Raw genomic sequence first — 19,470 nt, forward strand, 5'->3', positions numbered from 1 at the left:
ATTTATATTAAATAGGTATTTAGCATGATATAATGGACAAAGCAAGTTAATCTTCAACAGGGGGCACCGGCCAATGTTTAAGGATAAGAGAATGCGGATTCTGGCAATAGTAATGGGGGTAATAGTAGCTATTGTTGCGTTTCGTGTTGGGATGAATATAGTTGAGAAAAACGCAAAGGCGAAAAACAGCGGCGGTGGAAAGAGCGCTGTGGTGACGGCAGGAAATCCTGTCCGTCAGACAATAACTCCGAAATACAAATTTTCCGGTACGCTTGAGCCTGTGTGGCAGGCTGATGTAGCAGCCAAGGTAGACGGAAGAATCGAGCAGGTGCTTGTTGACGAAGGCGATAAGGTCTCGGCAGGGCAGGCGCTTGTTATACTGGAGCAGACGGATACAAACGCAAACCTCATGCAGGCTCGCGGCTCCTATATTGATGCCCAGGCAACAGTAGAGAAGGCACAGCACGACTATGACCGTGCAAAATATCTTTTCGAAAAGGGCGCAATTTCGGAAGAGGAGCTGGAGCACGCCCAGTTTGCGCTGGACAATGCCCTTGGTAAGCTGGCGAACGCGGAAGGCTCCGTGGCAGCCGCAGACTCCAAGGTGGGCGGTACTACTGTAACGACTCCGCGCGCCGGTATCGTGCAGAAGCGCTATTATCAGGAGGGCTACTACGCAAAGGTTGGAACGGCTCTCTTTAACATAGCCGACATCTCTGTTCTGCGCGCCAAAATCGACGTGCCTGAGGGCTTTATCTCAAGCATAGCCGTGGGCGGACGTGTAGAATGTGTCATACCGTCTATGGATAATCTTCGTGTTGTCGGGACAATCACACGCATCAGCCCGGTGGCGGTGCAGCCGTCCCGTACCTTCGAGGCGGAGGTCACGGTGAATAACGCAGACGGAAAGCTTCGCGGCGGTATTTACGCGGATGCGATTTTGACGGCGCTGCCGAAAACAAACGTGCTGACAGTACCTCTTTCGGCTATTGTAATGCGCGATGACCAGCGTACTGTATATGTTGTTGAGGACGGAATAGCCGTCCGCAAGGTATTAAAGACAGGCTATATCGGTGACGATATCGTAGAGGTTCTCGATGGAGTCACTGAGCAGGATGTCATCATCACCGGCGGACTGAATAAGGTCCGCGAAGGCTCCAAAGTTAAAATATCCGAACGGGGAGCGGAAGAAAAATGATAGATACGTTTATCCGGCGCCCTGTATTTACGACCATGTTCATACTTGTACTGGTCGTATTCGGTATAAAATCCTATCCGACACTGGGTGTAGACCTTTATCCGGACATAGAGCTTCCTATGGTTGCCGTCACCGTCACCTACGAGGGTACGGCTCCTGAGGAAATGGAGACTCTTGTCACGAAGCCCATAGAAAACAGAATCAGTCAGGTATCGGGAATCAAGACGATTACCTCTACCATCCGCGAGGGATATTCCCAGACAATGCTTGAATTTGAAATGGGAACTGACCCGAGGCAGATGGCCAGCGAAGTGCGCGAAAAGGTTGCAGGTGTCCGCAAGCGTCTGCCTGACGATATCGACGAGCCTGTAGTACAGCGTTTTGACGTGTCCTCACGTCCTGTAGCGACGTATTCCTTCTCTTCGGAAACAAGAAGTCCTGGAGAAATCCGCCGCCTTCTGAACGACCTTGTAATCGATGAGCTGCAGATGCTGGACGGTGTGGCTGATGTCACGGTATACGGTGCAAGCAACCGTTCCATCAAAATAACAATCAATCCCGATAAGCTGAAAAAGTACGGGATTTCCATGCAGACAGTGCTGGCGAAAACCAACAGCGCGAACCTCAACACGCCGGGCGGTAAAATCCGCAGCGACAACAACACCATTACCGTTCGTACTGTAGGAAAGCTGACCAGCGTTGACGACTTCAAAAACATCCTTGTTGCAAATGTTGACGGACGTCCTATACGGCTCGTAGATGTTGCAGATGTAGAGGATGCCTGGGTGGACTCGGAATCCTTTTCCCGTACCAACGGCGTGCCCTCGGTTACCCTCGCGGTCAGGAAGCAGTCAAGAACGAACACTGTTGATGTTATTGATCGCGTAAACGAGACGGTGGACAAGCTCATAAAAAATGACCTGCCGCCGGATATCAAAATGAACCGTGTCATGGACCAGTCCAGATACGTGCGTGAAAATATCGGTGACGTATGGAATACCATCCTTTTCGGCGGATTCCTGGCACTTGCAATCACCTACATGTTCCTCAGGGATATCCGCGCCACCATCATAGGCGGTCTCGCGATACCGACCTCCATCGTAGCTACATTCTATCTCATGAAGCAGATGGATTTCACGTTGAACAACATGTCCCTCATGGGACTGTCGCTGGCTGTAGGATTTCTTATCGACGATGCTATCGTTCTCGTTGAGAATATCTTCCGACACATGGAAATGGGAAAGAACCCGTTCAAGGCCTCCAGTGACGCTACCAAAGAACTCATGCTGGCGATACTTGCCACATCCATGTCACTCCTTGCGGTATTCGTGCCGATTGGAAGCATGGGCGAGACGGTTGGACAGTATTTCAAGCAGTTCGGTCTTACTGTAGCCTTTGCACTGGCGTTCTCCACATTGGCGGCCTATACGCTGACACCGATGGTTTCCGCGTACTGGCTGAAGCCGCTCAATGAGGGCAGCGCAAACCGTCCGAAATTCATATCACGAATACTTGAAGGCTTTAATGAACGCTTTGAAAAGCTTCGGGAGCTGTACAACGATATAATGGCGATTGCCATAAAGCATCCGAAAAAAATAATTGTCGGTTCGCTTATCACATTGTTTTTCAATCTGCTTCTGCTGCCGTTTCTCGGAACTGAGCTGCAGCCGACCTATGATTCGGGCGAATTTACGGTTAACATCAAAGGTCCTGCGGGGACAAGTCTTGAACAGATGGCACGCTGGGCGAAGCCCCTTGAAGAAACGGTTCAGGCACTGCCTGAGCTTGACGTAGAGGAAATGCACCTGGGCGGGGTCCGTACCTCCGTAAACGAAGGAAGTATCCGCGTGAAGCTGAAGCCTATGGAGGATAGAGACCGCGGAATGCTGGATATTATGGCGGAGCTTCGCAGGGACTTTGCCGATGTGGGAGTCATGAAGGTTGGCGTCGTCACCAACCAGGGCGCACGCAGCGACCCGCGTCCGGTACAGATAGGTATTCGAGGCAGCGATATAAAAAAATTGAATCAGTACGCGGAGGATTTGGCTGAAAAACTCCGTCATACCCCGGGCGCAACAGATGTTGAGGTCATAGGAAGCGATCCTGAGCCTGAAATTCTCATTAGACTGAATCAGACGAAGGCAAGCCAGCTCGGACTGGACAACACAAACGTCGGACGTGTCGTGCAGTACGCATTTCAGGGAAAGAAAACAGGAAATTCCTATACCATCGGAAACAACGACTACGATATCATAATGCAGCTTGATAAAGGCGACAGACGGACGCTGCAGGACGTTGCGAACCTTCAGGTATCCACAGATTCCGGAGAATACATACGTCTTGGCGATATAGCTGAGGTCTCCATGGGTTCAGGTCCGCAGCGTATCGACCGCGAAGGCCGTCAGCGCCAGGTGGCTGTATACGCGAATGCCACAGGCGTATCACCGGGCGAGCTTCTCAAGACAACACAGGAAAAGCTCATTCCTGAGCTGAACATGGATATCGGCTACAGATATAAGATGATTGGTGACGCGGATATGATGAACCGTGTTTTCAGCGAGGTAGTAAAGGCTGTTGTTCTGGCCATAGTACTTATCTACATGGTGCTGGCGGCAGAATTTGAAAGCTACTCCCAGCCCTTCGTCATAATGATGAGTCTGCCCTTCGCCGTAATCGGCGCGGTGCTCGGCCTTCTTGTTGCGAACCAGACTGCCAACATGATGTCCCTCATCGGATTTACCATGCTTCTCGGTCTTGTTACGAAGAACGCTATCCTGCTTATCGACTACGCCAATCAGGCGAGAGAGCGCGGTATGGAAATTCGTGAAGCGGTGCTGGAGGCATGCTCACTGCGTCTCCGTCCGATTATCATGACGACGCTCTCCACAATGCTCGGTATGCTGCCGATTGCCCTTGGCATAGGCGCGGGCGCTGAGCTTCGTCAGTCAATGGGTGTAGTCCTCATAGGCGGACTGACCACATCAACGCTTCTGACTCTCGTCGTCGTTCCTCTTATCTACATTCTCACTGAGGAATGGAAGGAAAAACGAAAAGCACAGAAAACGGCGTAAGACGAGAAAAATTACATAAAAAGAAAAATTCCGTGGGAGATTAGAGCACCCACGGAATTTTTATCTTGTCTTATGAAAACAATTCTTTAAGCTGTATAAGTTTCACTTCATCCGTTTCTTTCGCTTCAAATCCGGAGCGTGATATAAATACATACTTATAACAGCGCAGTCCTGTTTTATTAATCTGCTCGATTTCTTGATCAATCATTTGATTGGTAACCGGCTTTTTCCTGAATTTCACTTCATAGAACACATAACCATTTTCGTCGTATGTAACCACGTCAAATTCTCCGTTTGTGTGGTTTTTCGGGTCATCATAATAGTATTTGCCGATTTTTTCAGCCGGCGGTGTTATGTTTCCAAGCTTATTCTGACGTATCAGATATTGTCTGCATATCTGTTCAAATCTGTGTGGCACATACCATTCTTCAAAATCCTTGCTGATATATTTCTCATAGAATACATCTTCATCCATTATTTTCTGCTGAGATAAATATCGAAAGATGTATCTGAAATAAAACAAAGACAGATTGTCGCTTATATGATACCCGGCTTTTTTCTTGTTTCCTTCGTCGTTTATTGGCGCGGTTCTTTCAACAACATCCATGCGGATAAGCCGATCCAGAACATCCGCTAATGTCGGACCGCTGGACACATGCGACTGTGCCAGTATATCGCTGTACTTCGAATAATTCTGCGCCAGCGCGGCAAACACTTCGTTGGCATTTGCCATCTTGGATATTTCGGAGTTCAAATACATTGATACTTCGTTTTCCAGACGTGACCCCGGAGCAGCAATCAGCCTCAGGATGTTTTCCTTAACAGATTGTTTATCATCTATCAGCTGGTTGTAGTAAGGAATTCCGCCAAAAACAGAATAGATTCTTACTTTGTCTTCATCTGAAAAGTTTGGATAGAACAGAGCAGATTCATAATAGTCCATCTGCTTAAGTTCAATAGTTAAATCTACTCGGCCATACAGCGGATTGGAGACGGCAAGCAATGATTTCATAATATCCATGAAGGAGCCCAAAAGTATCAGGGACAGCTTTGCTTTGCCTTTATAATTGTCAATCAATGCCTGCAAAATGCTGTCTATTCCTTTGACAGTTTCCCGCAGATATGGATATTCATCCAGAATGAATGTAACCTTTTCTTTTTCCGAAAGCTGAAAAATATACTCGAAAATTTCCTCCGCAGAAGTAAAACCGAGTTTGGGCAGATTAAAAATATCCGAAACTATGCTGCATATATTTTTTACATTGCTTGCTTCTGCTATCTGGCGGCACTCATAGTAAATAATCTTTGCATCGGTCTTTTGCACTGCCTGTTTAACCAATTCGCTTTTTCCGACGCGTCTGCGCCCGTATATAAGTGTCGTGTTCAATTTATCCATATTCAGTGCGCTTGCTAATTGTTTTAGCTGCTTTTCGCGGCCGATAAAATTCATTTTAGTCGACTCCTTCCGACTCGGTTCTGTTCGAGTTAAATTCATCATACATCTTATAAAGTATTTTGTAAAGTTTTACTCGGATTCGACCGAGTCGGTTTTGTCCAACAAAAATAAGGCCGTCTTTTTCAGAAAAAAATGAGAAAAATCATCTATGCTGTATGAGCTTTACAAAATCGAAAAGAAAGAAGTGCATGCTCATGAAGTGGGAAGTAAATACCTGGAAATCAACACGTAAGGTAAAATACGAGGTGCATTATTCAAACAATGCAAAGCTGCTGATAAAAGCAGTGAAATTCTTGACAGAGAAGCTAAAGAATCTGACTCATCAGGCACATTAAACAACGTCTGTCTGCTTCCTAAAAAATCTGTTACAATATATAGGAATCGTAAAATCATTGTTTCCGTGGTAACAGGAGGTAACTCTCTATGATAAAGAAATGGCTGAAACGCAGTGCGGCAGCTGCTGTGGCTTTGATGATTTCTGTTGTTCCTGTGCTTCCGAATGTCCCTGCACCTGTTGCATCCCGTGCGGAGATGGAAAGCGGCGACGCAATAGCGGCGCTTTTCGGACTTCTCGGCACAGGCGCTATGTATGGCAGCTACCTCTCCGCTGTCATGGACGCAGGAAACAATTCCATATATCAGGAGCAGACGGATATCTATGACGCGAGAGAAAACGGAATCTCCACCAACTCTATAGATCAGGAGCTTGCCAATAACATCATGAATCAGCTGGTGGAGCGCGGCGACTATGTACTGGATATACGCTCACTTCCGTTCCGCTGGCGTGTGAATGCAAGCAACGAATTTAACGCCGCATGCTTTCCTACGAACATGGTGACAATAAACAGCGGACTTATCCGTGGACTTGGCCGTGACACCGACGAAATCGCAGGTGTTCTTGCCCATGAAATGACACACGGACTGAAGCTCCATGCCGCGTATACCTATGCCAGAGCGGCGGCACAGTCCTTCGGTATTCAGTTTTTGAGCATGGTAACAGGAGCGGCAGACGGCAGAGTGGCCTCGGTTCTTGCGGATTACTCTGTTGCAAAAAATATCATCCTGCCTGTTGAGTACGAGGCCGACGAGGGAGGCTTTTACCTTGCGGCAAGCGCAGGCTTTAACCCCGGCGGCTCTGCGGCGGCAATGTCCAGGATGCTCTACCTCAGCCAGCACCCGGAGACCTTCGACAGAAGCTACGGCATGGAGGCCTATGACCACCCTGATACCGACAAACGCGAGGCAAAGCTTGCACAGATGATGACTGCCTACAGCTGCGGGCATGTGACTGTAGAAAAAGGCAATGAAATCTACATCGACGGAGTAAGGCTTCTGAAGGCGAAATACACGACAGAGCTTTACGACAACTCAAAGGAAAACGCATATCTCATAGCAGGAGGACTGGCTGCTGCGTTCCACGAATACCATTCCGCGGACGGCTGGAATTTCCGCGCGGGCATGAACGGACGTGTGGATTACCTTGATGACAACCGTATTTACGAACCTCTGAAGGATGCTGTAGCCGCGGCAAACATGGACGGCGTTCTCGAACGTCTGGTAAGGGCGGCATACAGCCATGAAGGTCACAGCGGAGCCCGTATCAAAATGATAACTGATGCGGCAAACCGCTCCCTCAAATGGAAGGAACGAAAAGAAAAAAATGCGGCTGCATCCACAAACCTTGTGGAGCGCCTCTATAACAACGCGGACTGGTACAACGACTGCTACCGCCCGGAGCTTGCCATAAAAGAAGCTGAGAGAATGTTCGGCTGCGTTACGACCATACGTCAGCAGTCGGGACTCTATGCGGTACGCGGAAGAGCAAATGCACTCCTGGGGAACTTTGAAAACGCAATGGAGGATTGCAATCACGCCGTAGAACTCGATCCTAAATTCGCATACGCATACCTGAACCGGGCAGAGGTATGGCGCGCTCAGGGAAATACCGACGAAGCCATGGCGGACATCCGCCGTGCCATAGACTGCGACGAAAAAAACATGGCGGCGTACCATATGGCAGGTGACATAGAGGACGAGCTTGGCGATAAGGAAGCCGCGAAAAAGGACTACACGGAGTACCTCAAGCTCAATAAGGACGCAAGAGACCTTCCGGATGAATACCTGAAGGAGCTGGCTCCGAAGACCTGGGAAGAAATCCAAAAGGAAAAGGCAAAGGCTGAAAAGGAAAAGAAGGAAGCCGAAGCCGAGAAAAAGAAAAAGGAAGAAAAAGAAGCGGCAAAGAAAAAGGACGCGAAGGCTGAGGATGCCAAGGCAGCAAAGGAATCTGATAAGGGCAGCGACAAGAAAGAAAAGACGGCTGCCCCTGTTGATTCGAAAAATGCGGAAAATAGTAATAAATCAGGAAACACGGTCAAGTAAGAATTTGCATAATTGAAGCGACTGTAAAGCAAAACACTGCGTACAAGAAAATTTTGTGCGCAGTGTTTTTGTGTTGAAAAAATATTTAGCTGGTGTATAATAGAAAATATGTTCTAATGCTTTGAGGCTATTGGGAAATTATTTCTTCAATTAAGTCCGTGTACGGACTTAATAATGTAAGTCAAGGAGGCTTAGAAAATGAAATTTTGTATTGAAATTGAGGAAGTGTACGCAAAGGATATTGTCGTGGAATCAGATAAATGGCAGGATGCGTTAATGTCAGCTATAAAGAAATCCGATAAAGGCCAGTTCATAATGCTTCCGGAGGATATGAAAGAGGAAAACGTATACGTTAAGGGATGGCCCTATTCGGTATGCGATAAGTGGTCTGTTGATGATGTTGATGAGTATGTAAAAAAACAACCTCATTGGATGTCCTTGAACATCACGGAAGATGAAAAACGTAAGGCATTGGTCTTCATGAAGGAGCATGTCGATAAAAACACAGGGTTCAATTGGAAGTCATTGGAGCAAGCGCTAACTGCTGTTGTTGAAAAACGAAAATGTTAATGTTGTTTTGTCTCTGCATGGTAGTGTATGGAAATGTTTTGCGCATAAATTGCAGAATGTTATCAAATATGATAACATTAGTTTGAGGAGATTTTATGAAGTGGGAAATAGAGTACTACATGAAAGAAAATGGTGAAATTCCCGTTTATGATTTTTTACAGACGTTAGAACCGAAGATGCGGGCAAAAGTTAGAAGCATGATCGGGTTGCTGGAACGGTGTGGAACAGAGCTTCGAGAGCCGTATGTAAATTCTGTTAAAGGCGAAAAATATAAGGGTTTGTGGGAATTGAGAGTTAAATTTGCCTCTGATATAACGAGGGTATTTTATTTTACTTTTACTGGCGGAAAATTTGTTCTATTGCATGGAATAAAAAAGAAAACTCAAAAAACACCACAAGTTGAAATTGAAAGAGCCATGCGATATAAGCGTGACTACGAGAGGAGAATGGAAGATGCGTAGAGCAGGCATTAGTTCGGCAGAAATTGATATGATGCTTAATGAAGATTCGGAATATAAGGCTGAGTATGAGCGCCTGAAACCGAGATATGAGCTTATTGCGCAGATTATCCATGCCAGGAATGAGCAGAAAATAACGCAGGCAGAGATGGCTGAACGCATGGGTACAAAAAAATCCAATATCAGTCGTTTTGAGAGCGGCACATATAATCCATCATTAGATTTTTTGATACGGGCAGCAGCTTCTTTGGGGAAAAAAATCAGTTTTTCACTGGAATGATTGCATGAAATATTTTGAACTTGAAAAGTATGAGAAACAGATGCAAAAAAGAATGAATAACAAGAAATGCGTTACACTGTTAAATACAAGCTTGTAACGCATTTTTATTTTTGCATTGGAATGTAAAAATTTGTAAAAATGGTTTGCTCTATGGTAGGAATGATATTACTATTGTTCTAGATCAGGAATAAAATATTACCGGTTTTGTGGAACGATAACATAAATAGTATATTTATAAGTACCGGAACAAGGGGATGAATGTTATGAATATACAAATGGATGCTGCGTTGGGAATGCAGTATCATAGTCCGCAACAACAGGCCAGAGTGATAACCGAAACATGGGCTGCTGACAATATGTACTGTGTTATTTGCGGAGCGCCTCATTTAGAGTCGCTGAAGAACAATCGCCCTGTGGCAGATTTGACTTGTCCTGGTTGTCATAGCATTTTCGAATTAAAAAGTCACAACGGGAGATTTGGCGGAATAATATCTGATGGTGCATATGATACGATGATGGCGCGACTTGCCGATGATAATAATCCACATCTTTTTGTCATGGAATATAATCGCGCTGAATACGTGGTGGAAAACCTTTGGGTTATACCGAAATATTTTTTCACGTCGGAGATTATAATGAAAAGAAAACCTCTTTCAGCAAATGCACGGAGAGCAGGATGGACTGGATGTAATATTGCATGGAAAAACATTCCTGCGCAGGGGAAAATTGCTGTGATTAGCAAAAGAGTGATACTTGATCCTGCAAAAGTTCGAGAAAAAGTTTCAGTAACTGGATCGCTTGCAACTGATAGAATCAAAGAGAGAGGCTGGCTTATGGATGTTCTCTATTGCTTAAATCAAATTGGTACGGAATATTTTGCGCTTAGTGATGTATATAAATTTACTGATTATTTACAGGAAAGGCATCAAGACAACCATAATGTTCATCCTAAAATTCGTCAGCAATTGCAAGTTTTACGCGATAAAGGATTCGTAGAATTTCTGGGGAGAGGAAAGTATCGAATTACAGAAAGATGTAGTTGAAAATATTATAACTCGGCAAAAGATGTCCCCCACTTCTGTAAGTGGGGGCTGGGGCAAATAACAGGCGGCGAGCATATCTCCCGCCTCGCGCGACGCGAAGCTAGTGCCATTGGCAAAACGCTGATAGAGTAAGTTTTGCCTTCGGCAAAACTGGAACGAAGGCGTTATAACAGTGAATATGAAATTGGACGTACATGCTTACGGCTCACAATAATTCAAAAGGCGGCTCTTTCGTGATGGAAGGAGCCGCTTTCCTTATATTTTGCCTGATTTGAAAAATTGTCGAAAAATTGTAAACTTTTATGCGAAAACATATGCTTTCGGGTGTAAATTTACAACTTTTGTATGTATACAGTATTTCTCCAAAGGAGCATTGTATTTAGTATTACTACGCGGTATACTATTTAAGCCGAAACGATATAGATGGCATAATTAAAGGAGAGATTAGCATGGCAGACATGAAAGCGTACGTTCAGCAGGTTTTGGATGAAATTGTTAAAAGAGATCCTGACCAGAAGGAATTTCATAATACGGCAAAAGAAATTTTGACATCTATCATTCCTGTGCTTGAGGCACATCCTGAATATCAGAAGGACAGACTTCTGGAGCGTTTCCTTGAGCCGGAGCGTACAGTCATTTTCCGTGTGCCATGGGTTGATGATAACGGCGACCTGCAGGTGAACCGCGGCTTCCGCGTTCAGATGAGCAGCGCTATCGGACCTTACAAGGGCGGCCTGCGTTTCCATCCCAGCGTTAACCTCAGCATTCTGAAGTTCCTGGCAACAGAGCAGGTTCTCAAGAATGCTCTCTCGGGACTTCCTATCGGCGGCGGCAAGGGCGGCTCTGATTTCGACCCGAAGGGCAAATCCGACGGCGAGGTTATGCGCTTCTGCCAGAGCTTCATGACGGAGCTTTACCGCCATATCGGCGCAGATACAGATGTACCGGCAGGTGATATCGGTGTCGGCGGCCGCGAGATTGGTTATCTTTTCGGTCAGTACAAGCGCATCCGCGACACCTATGAGGGTGTTCTCACGGGTAAGGGCCTTACCTTCGGCGGAAGCCTTGCACGTACAGAGGCTACGGGCTACGGTCTTCTCTATTTCGTCAAGGATATGCTTGATGACAACAATATTGATATCAAGGGCAAGACGGTTGCTGTTTCCGGTGCAGGAAACGTTGCGACCTATGCTATTGAAAAGGCTCAGCAGATGGGCGCGAAGGTCGTCACCTGCTCTGACTCCAACGGATATGTTTACGACCCTGAGGGCATCGACCTCGACCTTGTTAAGGATATCAAGGAAGTCCGCCGCGGACGTATCAAGGAGTACGTTGAGAAGCATCCGAAGGCAGAGTACCATGAGGGCTGCAAGGGTGTATGGACTGTCAAATGCGATATTGCTCTTCCGTGTGCTACACAGAATGAGCTTGACCTCGAGAGCGCAAAGACTCTTGTTGCCAACGGCGTAAAGGCTGTAGGCGAGGGTGCGAATATGCCGTCTACGCTGGATGCTATCGAGTATCTGCAGAGTAACGGTGTCCTCTTTGCCCCGGCAAAGGCTGCAAACGCAGGCGGTGTTTCCGTATCCGCCCTTGAGATGTCCCAGAACAGCGAGCGTCTTTCCTGGACATTTGAGGAAGTGGACCATCGTCTCAAGGGAATCATGGACAACATCTATGCTCAGGCAAAGGGCTGCGCAGAGAAATACGGCTGCAAGGGAAATCTTCTTGCAGGTGCGAACATGGCAGGCTTTGCAAAGATTGCCGAGGCAATGCACGCACAGGGCTGGGTGTGATTTTTTAGAAATTGACATACAAAAGCGGCGGGGAGCTTTGACTTCTCCGCCGCTTTTTTCGAATGAAAATAGGCCTTTTATTCTATCATATATAGTGATATAGTATTCGAAGATGGTCGTAACCTGTTTTTCAGATTACAAACAAAAATGCTTTCGCAATGGAAATGCATCATGGAGGAAATTGTATGACAAAGAAACAACTATGGAAGAAAATTCAGATGACCTTTGCCGCCGGCGGCGTTATGATGACGATGCTGGCAGGCCCTGCTGCACCTGTGGCGCATGCTGAGGATTGGGGAAATATTCTCGGTGGCGTTATAGGTATAAGCAACACATATAACCAGTATCTTAGCGCGCTTTTGTCCCTGGGAAATGATCCTCGTCAGCAGAATGCGGCTTTGACGAAGGATATGGATGACAACGGCCGCTGCTATGACGAGGAGACGAACGCCGTTGTCACCAGCGTTATGGAGCAGCTCATAAACAAGGGTGAGTATGCGATGATGCCGGATTCTCTCCCTTTCCGCTGGCGTGTAAATAACAGTGAGGAATTCAATGCTTTCTGTACTGCCATGGATTATGTCAGTGTAAACCGCGGCGCTGTTGAGCAGCTCAATTATAACCGCGATGAGCTGGCAGGCGTGCTTGCCCATGAGATGATTCACGGTCTCAAGCAGCACGTGGCATATGATAACGCAAAGACTATTGCTACACAGTATGGTGTGTCACTTCTTCAGGGTTCAACGGACATTCTGACAGGAACACTCCTGCAGGTTATGGCAAACTACAATGCGGCAAAGAACTACACCGCTCCGTCGGAGAATGAAGCTGACGAGATGGGCTTCTACCTCATGGCATCTGCCGGCTTTAATCCCGGCGGCTTCCCTGCAATGGTTTCCCGTATGCCGGACAGCCCGGGTGAATCCCTCTTGAATCCGGATAATCATCCTGAGACGAGAACCCGTCTTACCCGCGGCGCTAAATGGATGTCGGATTACGGCTTCGGACATGTAACTGTTGACGGTACTACGGTGCTTATCGACGGCACGCCGCTCGTTACTATGCAGGCAGACGATACGCTGAGCGGTGTTGAGCGTGCTTATTTTGTTGCCGGCGGCATCTCAAAGGGCTTCCATGACAACCGTCTTGCTTCCACATGGTTCTTCAAGCAGACCGGCAATACAATCAGCTATCTGAATGATGATGAGGTATATCGTCCGCTGAAGGAGGCTGTTCGTGAGGCAGGTGTTGAAGGGCTCCTGCAGCAGCTTGTTGAGGCAGCTTACAAGAGCGACGCGAAGACAGGAAACCGTGAGAAGTATCTTGCCGAGGAAAAGGAACGCCGTGATGATATTAAAAAGGAGCAGCAGAAGGCTCTGAAAAAATCGGACGAAAATATCGCTACATATCAGCATAAGTCCGACACCTATAATGCACTCGGACTTACGAAGCTGGCTGTTCATGAGGCAAACCGTCTCCTGGCTGTAGACCCTAACAGCGCATTCGCTCATGGCGAGCTTGGCTGGGCACATTACCAGGAGGGCAATTATGCCGCATCCGCAGAGGAGCATAAAAAGGCTATCGCCATTGACCCGATGAATAACTGGAACCATCTGCGACTCGGTTATGCCTGCAACGCTCTCGGTGATGTAGAAGGAGCTCTCGCAGCCTGCGCTTTCCTCGACAAAAACGCGCCAGGCAGATATAACGACGAGTACTGGCTCAAGGGTAAGATTTTCGACCAGATGGGCGACGAGGCAAAGGCACAGCGCGCTTTTGCTCAGTACATTTCCGTTGCACCTGATGATATAAACGCTGTTCCTGAGCATTACCGCATGGCGATTAAGGAAGAAAAAGAACGCGTAGAACAGAAATACAGCAACTGATTACGGCAGCTGATTAAATGACGCCTTTCCTTCGGGAAAGGCGTTTTCGTTGTTATTAGGATAAAACATGATTATGCATAGCCACACTGGCAATAATAATAGATTATTAATAATTGGCCTTGATTTTTAATTTGCTGTGCACTTGACGGTGCAGATGGGGTGTGTTATTTTTTGAAAGACAACTGGTTATATTTTGTCAGGAGGAAGATGTTGTATGAAAAAGATTGCTATTTTTAACTGCGTCATGGCCAATGAACGCTGTACAAGCTCCGGGTGCTTTAAGGCATTTAATAACAAGGAAGCTGCTTTTGAGCGGTATGCAGAGGAGGGCGCAGAGCTGATGGCTTTTGTGCGCTGCAATGACTGCGGCCACGATTGGGATAATGACGAAAACCTCGCGAAGAAGATAGACCGTCTGAAGGATATCGGCGTAGAGGTTGTGCATTTCGGTGCCTGCACGATTCATAACGGCAAGGAATGCAAGTTCATTACTCGTTTGGGCGAGAAGTTCAACGAAATGGGCATTGAGACTGTACGCGGAACGCACAGAACACATAAAGCAAGTTAATATTGATTTGAAAAGAGGCTGTGAAAAATGCGAAGGTATTTTTCACAGCCCTTTTTTATTGACATGACATGAAAATCAGTGTATAGTTGATGACATCAATTATTGACTTTATCAACTATATTGGGGTGAAAATTATGCAGGATAATCTTGCTATAGCCCACAGCTTCGGGTGTCTTCATAGAAATGCAAAGGCATATATCGTAGATGCCTGCCGTGCGTGGAATCTTACATATTCGGAATACGTGCTGCTGCTCCGGCTCTATGAGGAGGAGGGACGCAGTCAGGAGGAGCTTGCGGCGGAGCTTGATCTGGACAAGGCGGCAATAACGAGGAGTATACAGCTTCTTGAGCAGAAAAATTTCCTGCGCAGGGAAACGGACGCAAAGGACAAGCGCAGAAAGCATCTTTTTGTCACGGAGTACGCCCGTACTCAGCAGAATGAACTGCAGGATATTCTTGGTACGTGGGTGGAATATCTTTCCGAGGGGATTTCAAAAAGCGAGCAGGATATCGTAGTGCAGGCGCTTACAAAGCTTGCGGTGCGCTCAGGCGAAGCGGATTTTATCGGAAATGTGCGCAAGCGGATTCGTAAGGAGGTGAAAAGGTCATGAGGAAAAGAGCGGTAATGGCAGCAGCATGCGTGCTTCTGGTGCTTGCATCGGGCTGCGGGAAAAAGGAAGAAGCTGCGGCGCGTCCGCCAATGGTAAAATATCAGCGCGTTTCGGAAAGCACCGCGGAGTCCGCATCGTCTTACGCGGGTACGGTAAGAGGAAGATATGAGACAAATCTCGCGTTTCAGGTAGGCGGACAGATTCTTTCGCGAAATGTGCAGCTTGGCGACAGGGTGGCGGCAGGTCAGGTGCTCATGACAATAGATCCGAAGGATGTCGCTCAGAAAGTAAATCAGGGCGACGCGGCAGTGCAGTCTGCTGAGGCACAGCTTGCGCTGGCAGAGGCGAATTACGCACGCTATCAGCAGCTCTACGCGGCAGACGCGGTATCGGCTATGGTGCTTGACCAGTACAGGACATCCTACGAAGCGGCTCTTGCTGCGTATAACAATGCGGCAGCCCAGGCGGCGCAGGCACAGAACGCGCTTTCATATACGCAGCTCACCGCTACAGGCGACGGCGTCATATCCGCAGTAAACGCGGAAGCAGGGCAGGTGGTAGCCGCAGGCACTCCTGTTATGTCGCTTGTTCAGACGGGAGAGCTTGAAATCGAGATAAACGTTCCTGAGAGCAAGGTGGCGGAATTTACCGCAGGAAAGCCCTGCACAGTGTCCTTCTGGGCGCTGAACGGCGCATCGGCAGCGGGAACAGTGCGCGAGACTGCTCCTATGGCGGACCCTGTGTCACGTACCTACAAGGTTCGCGTTTCCGTGCCGAATCCGCCGCAGGGCATGGCACTCGGCATGACGGCGAATGTGTCCTTTGAGGACGGCAGTGCGCCTGCAGAAAGAAGTGTGCTGCTTCCCATGTCGGCAATCTATCAGACGGGAGACAGTCCGCAGGTGTGGGCAGTTGATGCGGAGAACAGGGTTCATCTGAAAAATGTATCGGTTGAAAAATTTGACGGCAACAATGTGCGCGTTTCAGGACTTTCAAATGATGATATCGTTGTCACGGCAGGAGTTCACCGCCTGCAGGAGGGGCTTTTGGTGCGGCTCGGGACAGAGGGTGACAAGCCATGAGGAATCTGACCGAGGTATCACTGAAAAATAAGGATCTTGTCTGGTATTTTATAGTTGTTGCGTTCCTGGCAGGAATATTCTCCTTTTCAAAGCTCGGGCGCATGGAGGACCCCGATTTCACCATACGCACCATGGTTGTTACGGCGGCATGGCCTGGCGCAAGCGCGGATTTGATGGAGGAGCAGGTAACAGACAAGCTGGAAAGAAAGTTTCAGGACCTTCCGGGTATTGATAACATCGAAAGCTTTACGCGGGCAGGACAGACCTGCATATACGTTTCCCTGCGGGAGGACTTGGACGCATCTCTTATACGAACCAGCTGGAGAGATATCCGGAATTTCGGCAATGACATAAAAGAGGACCTTCCTGACGGCGTGTACGGCCCTTATTATGACGACCGTTTTGATGACGTTTTCGGCTCAATTTACGCTATCACGGGAGACGGCTATTCCTACGAGGAAATGCGCCGCGCCGCAGAAAAAGCGCGCCGCCTTATACTGCAGGTTCCGAATGTTCAGAAGGTAGAGCTTCTGGGAGTTCAGGAGGAAAAAGTCTACGTGGAAATCGAGAATGCAAAGCTGGCATCTCTCGGTATTCCGCCAACGGCAATATCCTCTGCCATAAAAAGCCAGAATATAATAAGTCCGTCGGCAATGGTGGAAACAGAAACGGACAATGTGTATCTCCGCATCACAGGTACCTTTGATGACCTTGAGGCTATCAGAGAAACTCCTGTATCAGCCAACGGAAAAATATTCCGTCTCGGTGATATAGCGACTGTTGAGCGCCGTACCGCAGAGCCGATGGACCCGAAGATGTACTACAACGGCGAGCCTGCCATAGGAATCGCCGTGTCAATGGAGCCCGGCGGAAATGTGCTTGAGCTGGGGGATGACCTGGATGAGCTGATAAAGAAAATCAGCGACAGCGAGCCTGTGGGGCTTGAAATACATCAGGTATCAGACCAGCCGAAGGTTGTCGAGGAATCCATCAGCGAATTTGTAAGTACCTTAAGGGAAGCGGTCATAATCGTCCTTATCGTGAGCTTTTTGAGTCTCGGAATGAGGACGGGCATGGTGGTGGCAGGCTGTATTCCTCTGGTACTGGTAGCGACCTTCTGCGGCATGTATATCATGGGCATAGATTTGCAGAAGGTATCTCTGGGTTCGCTTATCATTTCATTGGGATTGTTTGTTGATGATGAAATCATAGCCGTTGAAATGATGAGCGTGAAGCTTGAAGAGGGCCTCAGCCGTATGGAGGCGGCGTGCTACGCATTCCGCGCAACGGCGATGCCGATGCTCACGGGAACACTCATCACCTGCATGGGCTTTATACCGATAGCCTTTGCAAAGGGAATTACCTCGGAATTCTGCCAGTCAATGTTCCCTGTTATAGCGATGTCGCTTCTCGTTTCCTGGGTTATCTCCGTCATGGTGGCTCCGCTTTTCGGCACATATCTGATCAAGGTTAAGGTCACGGACGAAACCGGCAGTAAAAAGAACGACATGTATCAGAGCAGATTTTACGTGATTTTCCGCAGTGTGCTGAAATGGTGCCTTACTCATAAGGCTGTTGTTATTGCTGCTACGGCAGGTGTTTTCGCGGCTTCGGTAGTTCTCATGGACCATGTTCATCAGGAATTTTTCCCTCAGTCCGTGCGGCCGGAAATCATAATGTCCATGCGCCTGCCGGAGGGAAGCTCCCTTAAGGATACTGAGGAGGAAGGCAGACGCTTCGCGGAGTTCCTTGATGCCCACAGCGATAAGATAAATAATTATTCCTATTATGTGGGAACAGGCGCGCCGCGCTTTGTCCTGACCATTGACCCTGAAGCAGACGCGTCGAATTTTGCTCAGTTTGTCATCGTTTCAAAGGATGTGGACTCGCGAAATGAAATGACGGCGGCTATAAGAAAAGAGCTTTCGGATAATTTCCCCAACATTCGCCCGAACCTCCAGTACATACAGACAGGGCCGCCTGCCGATTATCCTGTTATGATGCGCGTGTCGGGCTACGACAAGGATGAGGTGCGCAGGATTTCGGATGAGGTAGTCAGAAGACTTGTGGCGGATGGCGGCTACGTAGATATAGGCCGCAACTGGAACGAAAAGACAAAGACGGTGCATCTTGAGCTTGACCAGGCGAAGCTCCGCGCCATGGGGATTTCGGGACAGCAGCTGGCGCAGACTCTCTACACGGAGATTTCGGGAGCAGGTATTGCCGAGTATTACAAGGGTGACCGCACCATTGAGATACAGCTCCGGCTGAAGGACGTTGACAGAAGCGACCTTTCGAAGCTCAAGGATATTCAGGTATACATAGGCGAGAAGGGCTATGTGCCCCTTTCTCAGATTGCGAAGATTTCCTATGAGGCGGAGAACGGGCTTATATGGCGGTACAATCTCCTGCCAACCATAACGGTACAGGCAAATCTCGCGTCGGGCACAGGCAATGACGGCGCTATAGCCGCCTACGATATGACTGAGGACATAAGAAAGGAGCTTCCGCTGGGATATTCCATTACTCCTGCAGGCTCATTGGAGGACAGCGACACAGCCATGGACTTCCTGTTGACTCCTGTGCCTGTCACGGTATTCATCGTAGTGACACTTCTCATGATACAGCTTCGCAGGGTAAAGCTTGTGATACTCACGCTTCTTACCGCGCCTATGGGCGTTATCGGCGTCACCTTCGGAATGCTGTTCTTTGACAAGGCACTGGGCTTTGTGGCGTATCTCGGAATACTTGCTCTCATGGGCATGATTATCCGAAACTCCGTTGTGCTTATCGACCAGATAGAAAAGCATCTTGAGGAGGGAGAGACGCCCTGGGATGCAGTGGTGGATTCCGCGATTAAGCGTTTCCGCCCGATAATGCTGACGGCGGCCACTACAATCCTCGGTATGCTGCCGCTTATGACGAGCGCCTTCTGGGGGCCGATGGCGACAGCTATCGCCTGCGGCCTTGTGATTGCGACAGCGCTGACGCTTCTGGTGCTTCCCACCATGTACGCCGCGGTTTACAGGATAAAAGAAGAGTAGAATAGGCATGAATAAAAGCTCCAAGGCA

15 protein-coding genes are annotated in these 19,470 nt (G+C 48.0%); 14 read left to right on the plus strand and 1 reads right to left on the minus strand.

Going from position 1 to position 19,470, the window contains the following annotated elements; translation table 11 throughout:
- Positions 1-73: 73 nt before the first annotated feature.
- Positions 74-1,198, plus strand: a complete 1,125-nt coding sequence (locus tag BUA83_RS06845; RefSeq protein ID WP_072935468.1) for an efflux RND transporter periplasmic adaptor subunit — start codon at positions 74-76, stop codon at positions 1,196-1,198.
- Positions 1,195-4,269, plus strand: a complete 3,075-nt coding sequence (locus BUA83_RS06850) for an efflux RND transporter permease subunit (protein ID WP_072935469.1) — start codon at positions 1,195-1,197, stop codon at positions 4,267-4,269. The genes BUA83_RS06845 and BUA83_RS06850 overlap by 4 nt, the downstream gene beginning before the upstream one ends.
- Before the next feature lie 70 nt (positions 4,270-4,339).
- On the opposite strand, the gene BUA83_RS06855 is transcribed toward BUA83_RS06850, so the two are convergent.
- On the minus strand, positions 4,340-5,719 hold the full coding sequence (locus BUA83_RS06855; RefSeq protein ID WP_072935470.1) for an ATP-binding protein: 1,380 nt from the start codon (positions 5,717-5,719) through the stop codon (positions 4,340-4,342).
- A gap of 200 nt (positions 5,720-5,919) precedes the next feature.
- Here BUA83_RS06855 and BUA83_RS12550 point away from each other — a divergent pair, with 200 nt between their 5' ends.
- The 12 genes from BUA83_RS12550 to BUA83_RS06910 all read left to right on the plus strand — a co-directional run bounded on the left by BUA83_RS12550 (position 5,920) and on the right by BUA83_RS06910 (position 19,442).
- Complete coding sequence (locus BUA83_RS12550; RefSeq protein WP_159430487.1) at positions 5,920-6,060, plus strand: hypothetical protein; 141 nt, start codon at positions 5,920-5,922, stop codon at positions 6,058-6,060.
- An 88-nt stretch (positions 6,061-6,148) separates the two neighbouring features.
- Complete coding sequence (locus tag BUA83_RS06860; RefSeq protein ID WP_072935471.1) at positions 6,149-8,104, plus strand: M48 family metalloprotease; 1,956 nt, start codon at positions 6,149-6,151, stop codon at positions 8,102-8,104.
- Between the two features lie 198 nt (positions 8,105-8,302).
- Positions 8,303-8,674: a hypothetical protein gene (locus BUA83_RS06865; protein WP_072935472.1), complete on the plus strand. Its 372-nt coding sequence runs from the start codon at positions 8,303-8,305 to the stop codon at positions 8,672-8,674.
- 95 nt (positions 8,675-8,769) lie between these two features.
- Positions 8,770-9,135: a type II toxin-antitoxin system RelE/ParE family toxin gene (locus tag BUA83_RS06870; RefSeq protein ID WP_072935473.1), complete on the plus strand. Its 366-nt coding sequence runs from the start codon at positions 8,770-8,772 to the stop codon at positions 9,133-9,135.
- Complete coding sequence (locus BUA83_RS06875; protein WP_072935474.1) at positions 9,128-9,412, plus strand: helix-turn-helix domain-containing protein; 285 nt, start codon at positions 9,128-9,130, stop codon at positions 9,410-9,412. The genes BUA83_RS06870 and BUA83_RS06875 overlap by 8 nt, the downstream gene beginning before the upstream one ends.
- Before the next feature lie 263 nt (positions 9,413-9,675).
- Positions 9,676-10,455 (plus strand): DpnI domain-containing protein, encoded by a 780-nt coding sequence (locus BUA83_RS06880; RefSeq protein ID WP_072935475.1) that lies wholly within the window; start codon positions 9,676-9,678, stop codon positions 10,453-10,455.
- A gap of 449 nt (positions 10,456-10,904) precedes the next feature.
- Complete coding sequence (gdhA, locus tag BUA83_RS06885) at positions 10,905-12,251, plus strand: NADP-specific glutamate dehydrogenase (RefSeq protein WP_072935476.1); 1,347 nt, start codon at positions 10,905-10,907, stop codon at positions 12,249-12,251.
- A gap of 185 nt (positions 12,252-12,436) precedes the next feature.
- Positions 12,437-14,137: a M48 family metallopeptidase gene (locus BUA83_RS06890; RefSeq protein ID WP_072935477.1), complete on the plus strand. Its 1,701-nt coding sequence runs from the start codon at positions 12,437-12,439 to the stop codon at positions 14,135-14,137.
- A gap of 214 nt (positions 14,138-14,351) precedes the next feature.
- Positions 14,352-14,705, plus strand: coding sequence for a CGGC domain-containing protein (locus BUA83_RS06895; protein ID WP_072935478.1), 354 nt, complete (start codon positions 14,352-14,354; stop codon positions 14,703-14,705).
- A 134-nt stretch (positions 14,706-14,839) separates the two neighbouring features.
- Complete coding sequence (locus BUA83_RS06900) at positions 14,840-15,316, plus strand: MarR family winged helix-turn-helix transcriptional regulator (protein WP_072935479.1); 477 nt, start codon at positions 14,840-14,842, stop codon at positions 15,314-15,316.
- Positions 15,313-16,398 (plus strand): efflux RND transporter periplasmic adaptor subunit, encoded by a 1,086-nt coding sequence (locus BUA83_RS06905; protein WP_072935481.1) that lies wholly within the window; start codon positions 15,313-15,315, stop codon positions 16,396-16,398. Before BUA83_RS06900 ends, BUA83_RS06905 begins: the two co-directional genes overlap by 4 nt.
- Positions 16,395-19,442, plus strand: coding sequence for an efflux RND transporter permease subunit (locus BUA83_RS06910; protein WP_072935483.1), 3,048 nt, complete (start codon positions 16,395-16,397; stop codon positions 19,440-19,442). Before BUA83_RS06905 ends, BUA83_RS06910 begins: the two co-directional genes overlap by 4 nt.
- The last annotated feature ends 28 nt before the right edge of the window (positions 19,443-19,470 follow it).

It is taken from the genome of Schwartzia succinivorans DSM 10502 (assembly GCF_900129225.1).
In the GTDB taxonomy this organism is placed as follows: domain Bacteria; phylum Bacillota; class Negativicutes; order Selenomonadales; family Selenomonadaceae; genus Schwartzia; species Schwartzia succinivorans.

Excerpts from the sequence above, each read along its gene's own strand:
- BUA83_RS06845 (WP_072935468.1), top strand. The coding sequence starts at position 74 with ATGTTTAAGGATAAGAGAATGCGGATTCTGGCAATAGTAATGGGGGTA.
- BUA83_RS06850 (WP_072935469.1), top strand. The coding sequence starts at position 1,195 with ATGATAGATACGTTTATCCGGCGCCCTGTATTTACGACCATGTTCATA.
- BUA83_RS06855 (WP_072935470.1), bottom strand. The coding sequence starts at position 5,719 with ATGAATTTTATCGGCCGCGAAAAGCAGCTAAAACAATTAGCAAGCGCA.
- BUA83_RS12550 (WP_159430487.1), top strand. The coding sequence starts at position 5,920 with ATGAAGTGGGAAGTAAATACCTGGAAATCAACACGTAAGGTAAAATAC.
- BUA83_RS06860 (WP_072935471.1), top strand. The coding sequence starts at position 6,149 with ATGATAAAGAAATGGCTGAAACGCAGTGCGGCAGCTGCTGTGGCTTTG.
- BUA83_RS06865 (WP_072935472.1), top strand. The coding sequence starts at position 8,303 with ATGAAATTTTGTATTGAAATTGAGGAAGTGTACGCAAAGGATATTGTC.
- BUA83_RS06870 (WP_072935473.1), top strand. The coding sequence starts at position 8,770 with ATGAAGTGGGAAATAGAGTACTACATGAAAGAAAATGGTGAAATTCCC.
- BUA83_RS06875 (WP_072935474.1), top strand. The coding sequence starts at position 9,128 with ATGCGTAGAGCAGGCATTAGTTCGGCAGAAATTGATATGATGCTTAAT.
- BUA83_RS06880 (WP_072935475.1), top strand. The coding sequence starts at position 9,676 with ATGAATATACAAATGGATGCTGCGTTGGGAATGCAGTATCATAGTCCG.
- gdhA (WP_072935476.1), top strand. The coding sequence starts at position 10,905 with ATGGCAGACATGAAAGCGTACGTTCAGCAGGTTTTGGATGAAATTGTT.
- BUA83_RS06890 (WP_072935477.1), top strand. The coding sequence starts at position 12,437 with ATGACAAAGAAACAACTATGGAAGAAAATTCAGATGACCTTTGCCGCC.
- BUA83_RS06895 (WP_072935478.1), top strand. The coding sequence starts at position 14,352 with ATGAAAAAGATTGCTATTTTTAACTGCGTCATGGCCAATGAACGCTGT.
- BUA83_RS06900 (WP_072935479.1), top strand. The coding sequence starts at position 14,840 with ATGCAGGATAATCTTGCTATAGCCCACAGCTTCGGGTGTCTTCATAGA.
- BUA83_RS06905 (WP_072935481.1), top strand. The coding sequence starts at position 15,313 with ATGAGGAAAAGAGCGGTAATGGCAGCAGCATGCGTGCTTCTGGTGCTT.
- BUA83_RS06910 (WP_072935483.1), top strand. The coding sequence starts at position 16,395 with ATGAGGAATCTGACCGAGGTATCACTGAAAAATAAGGATCTTGTCTGG.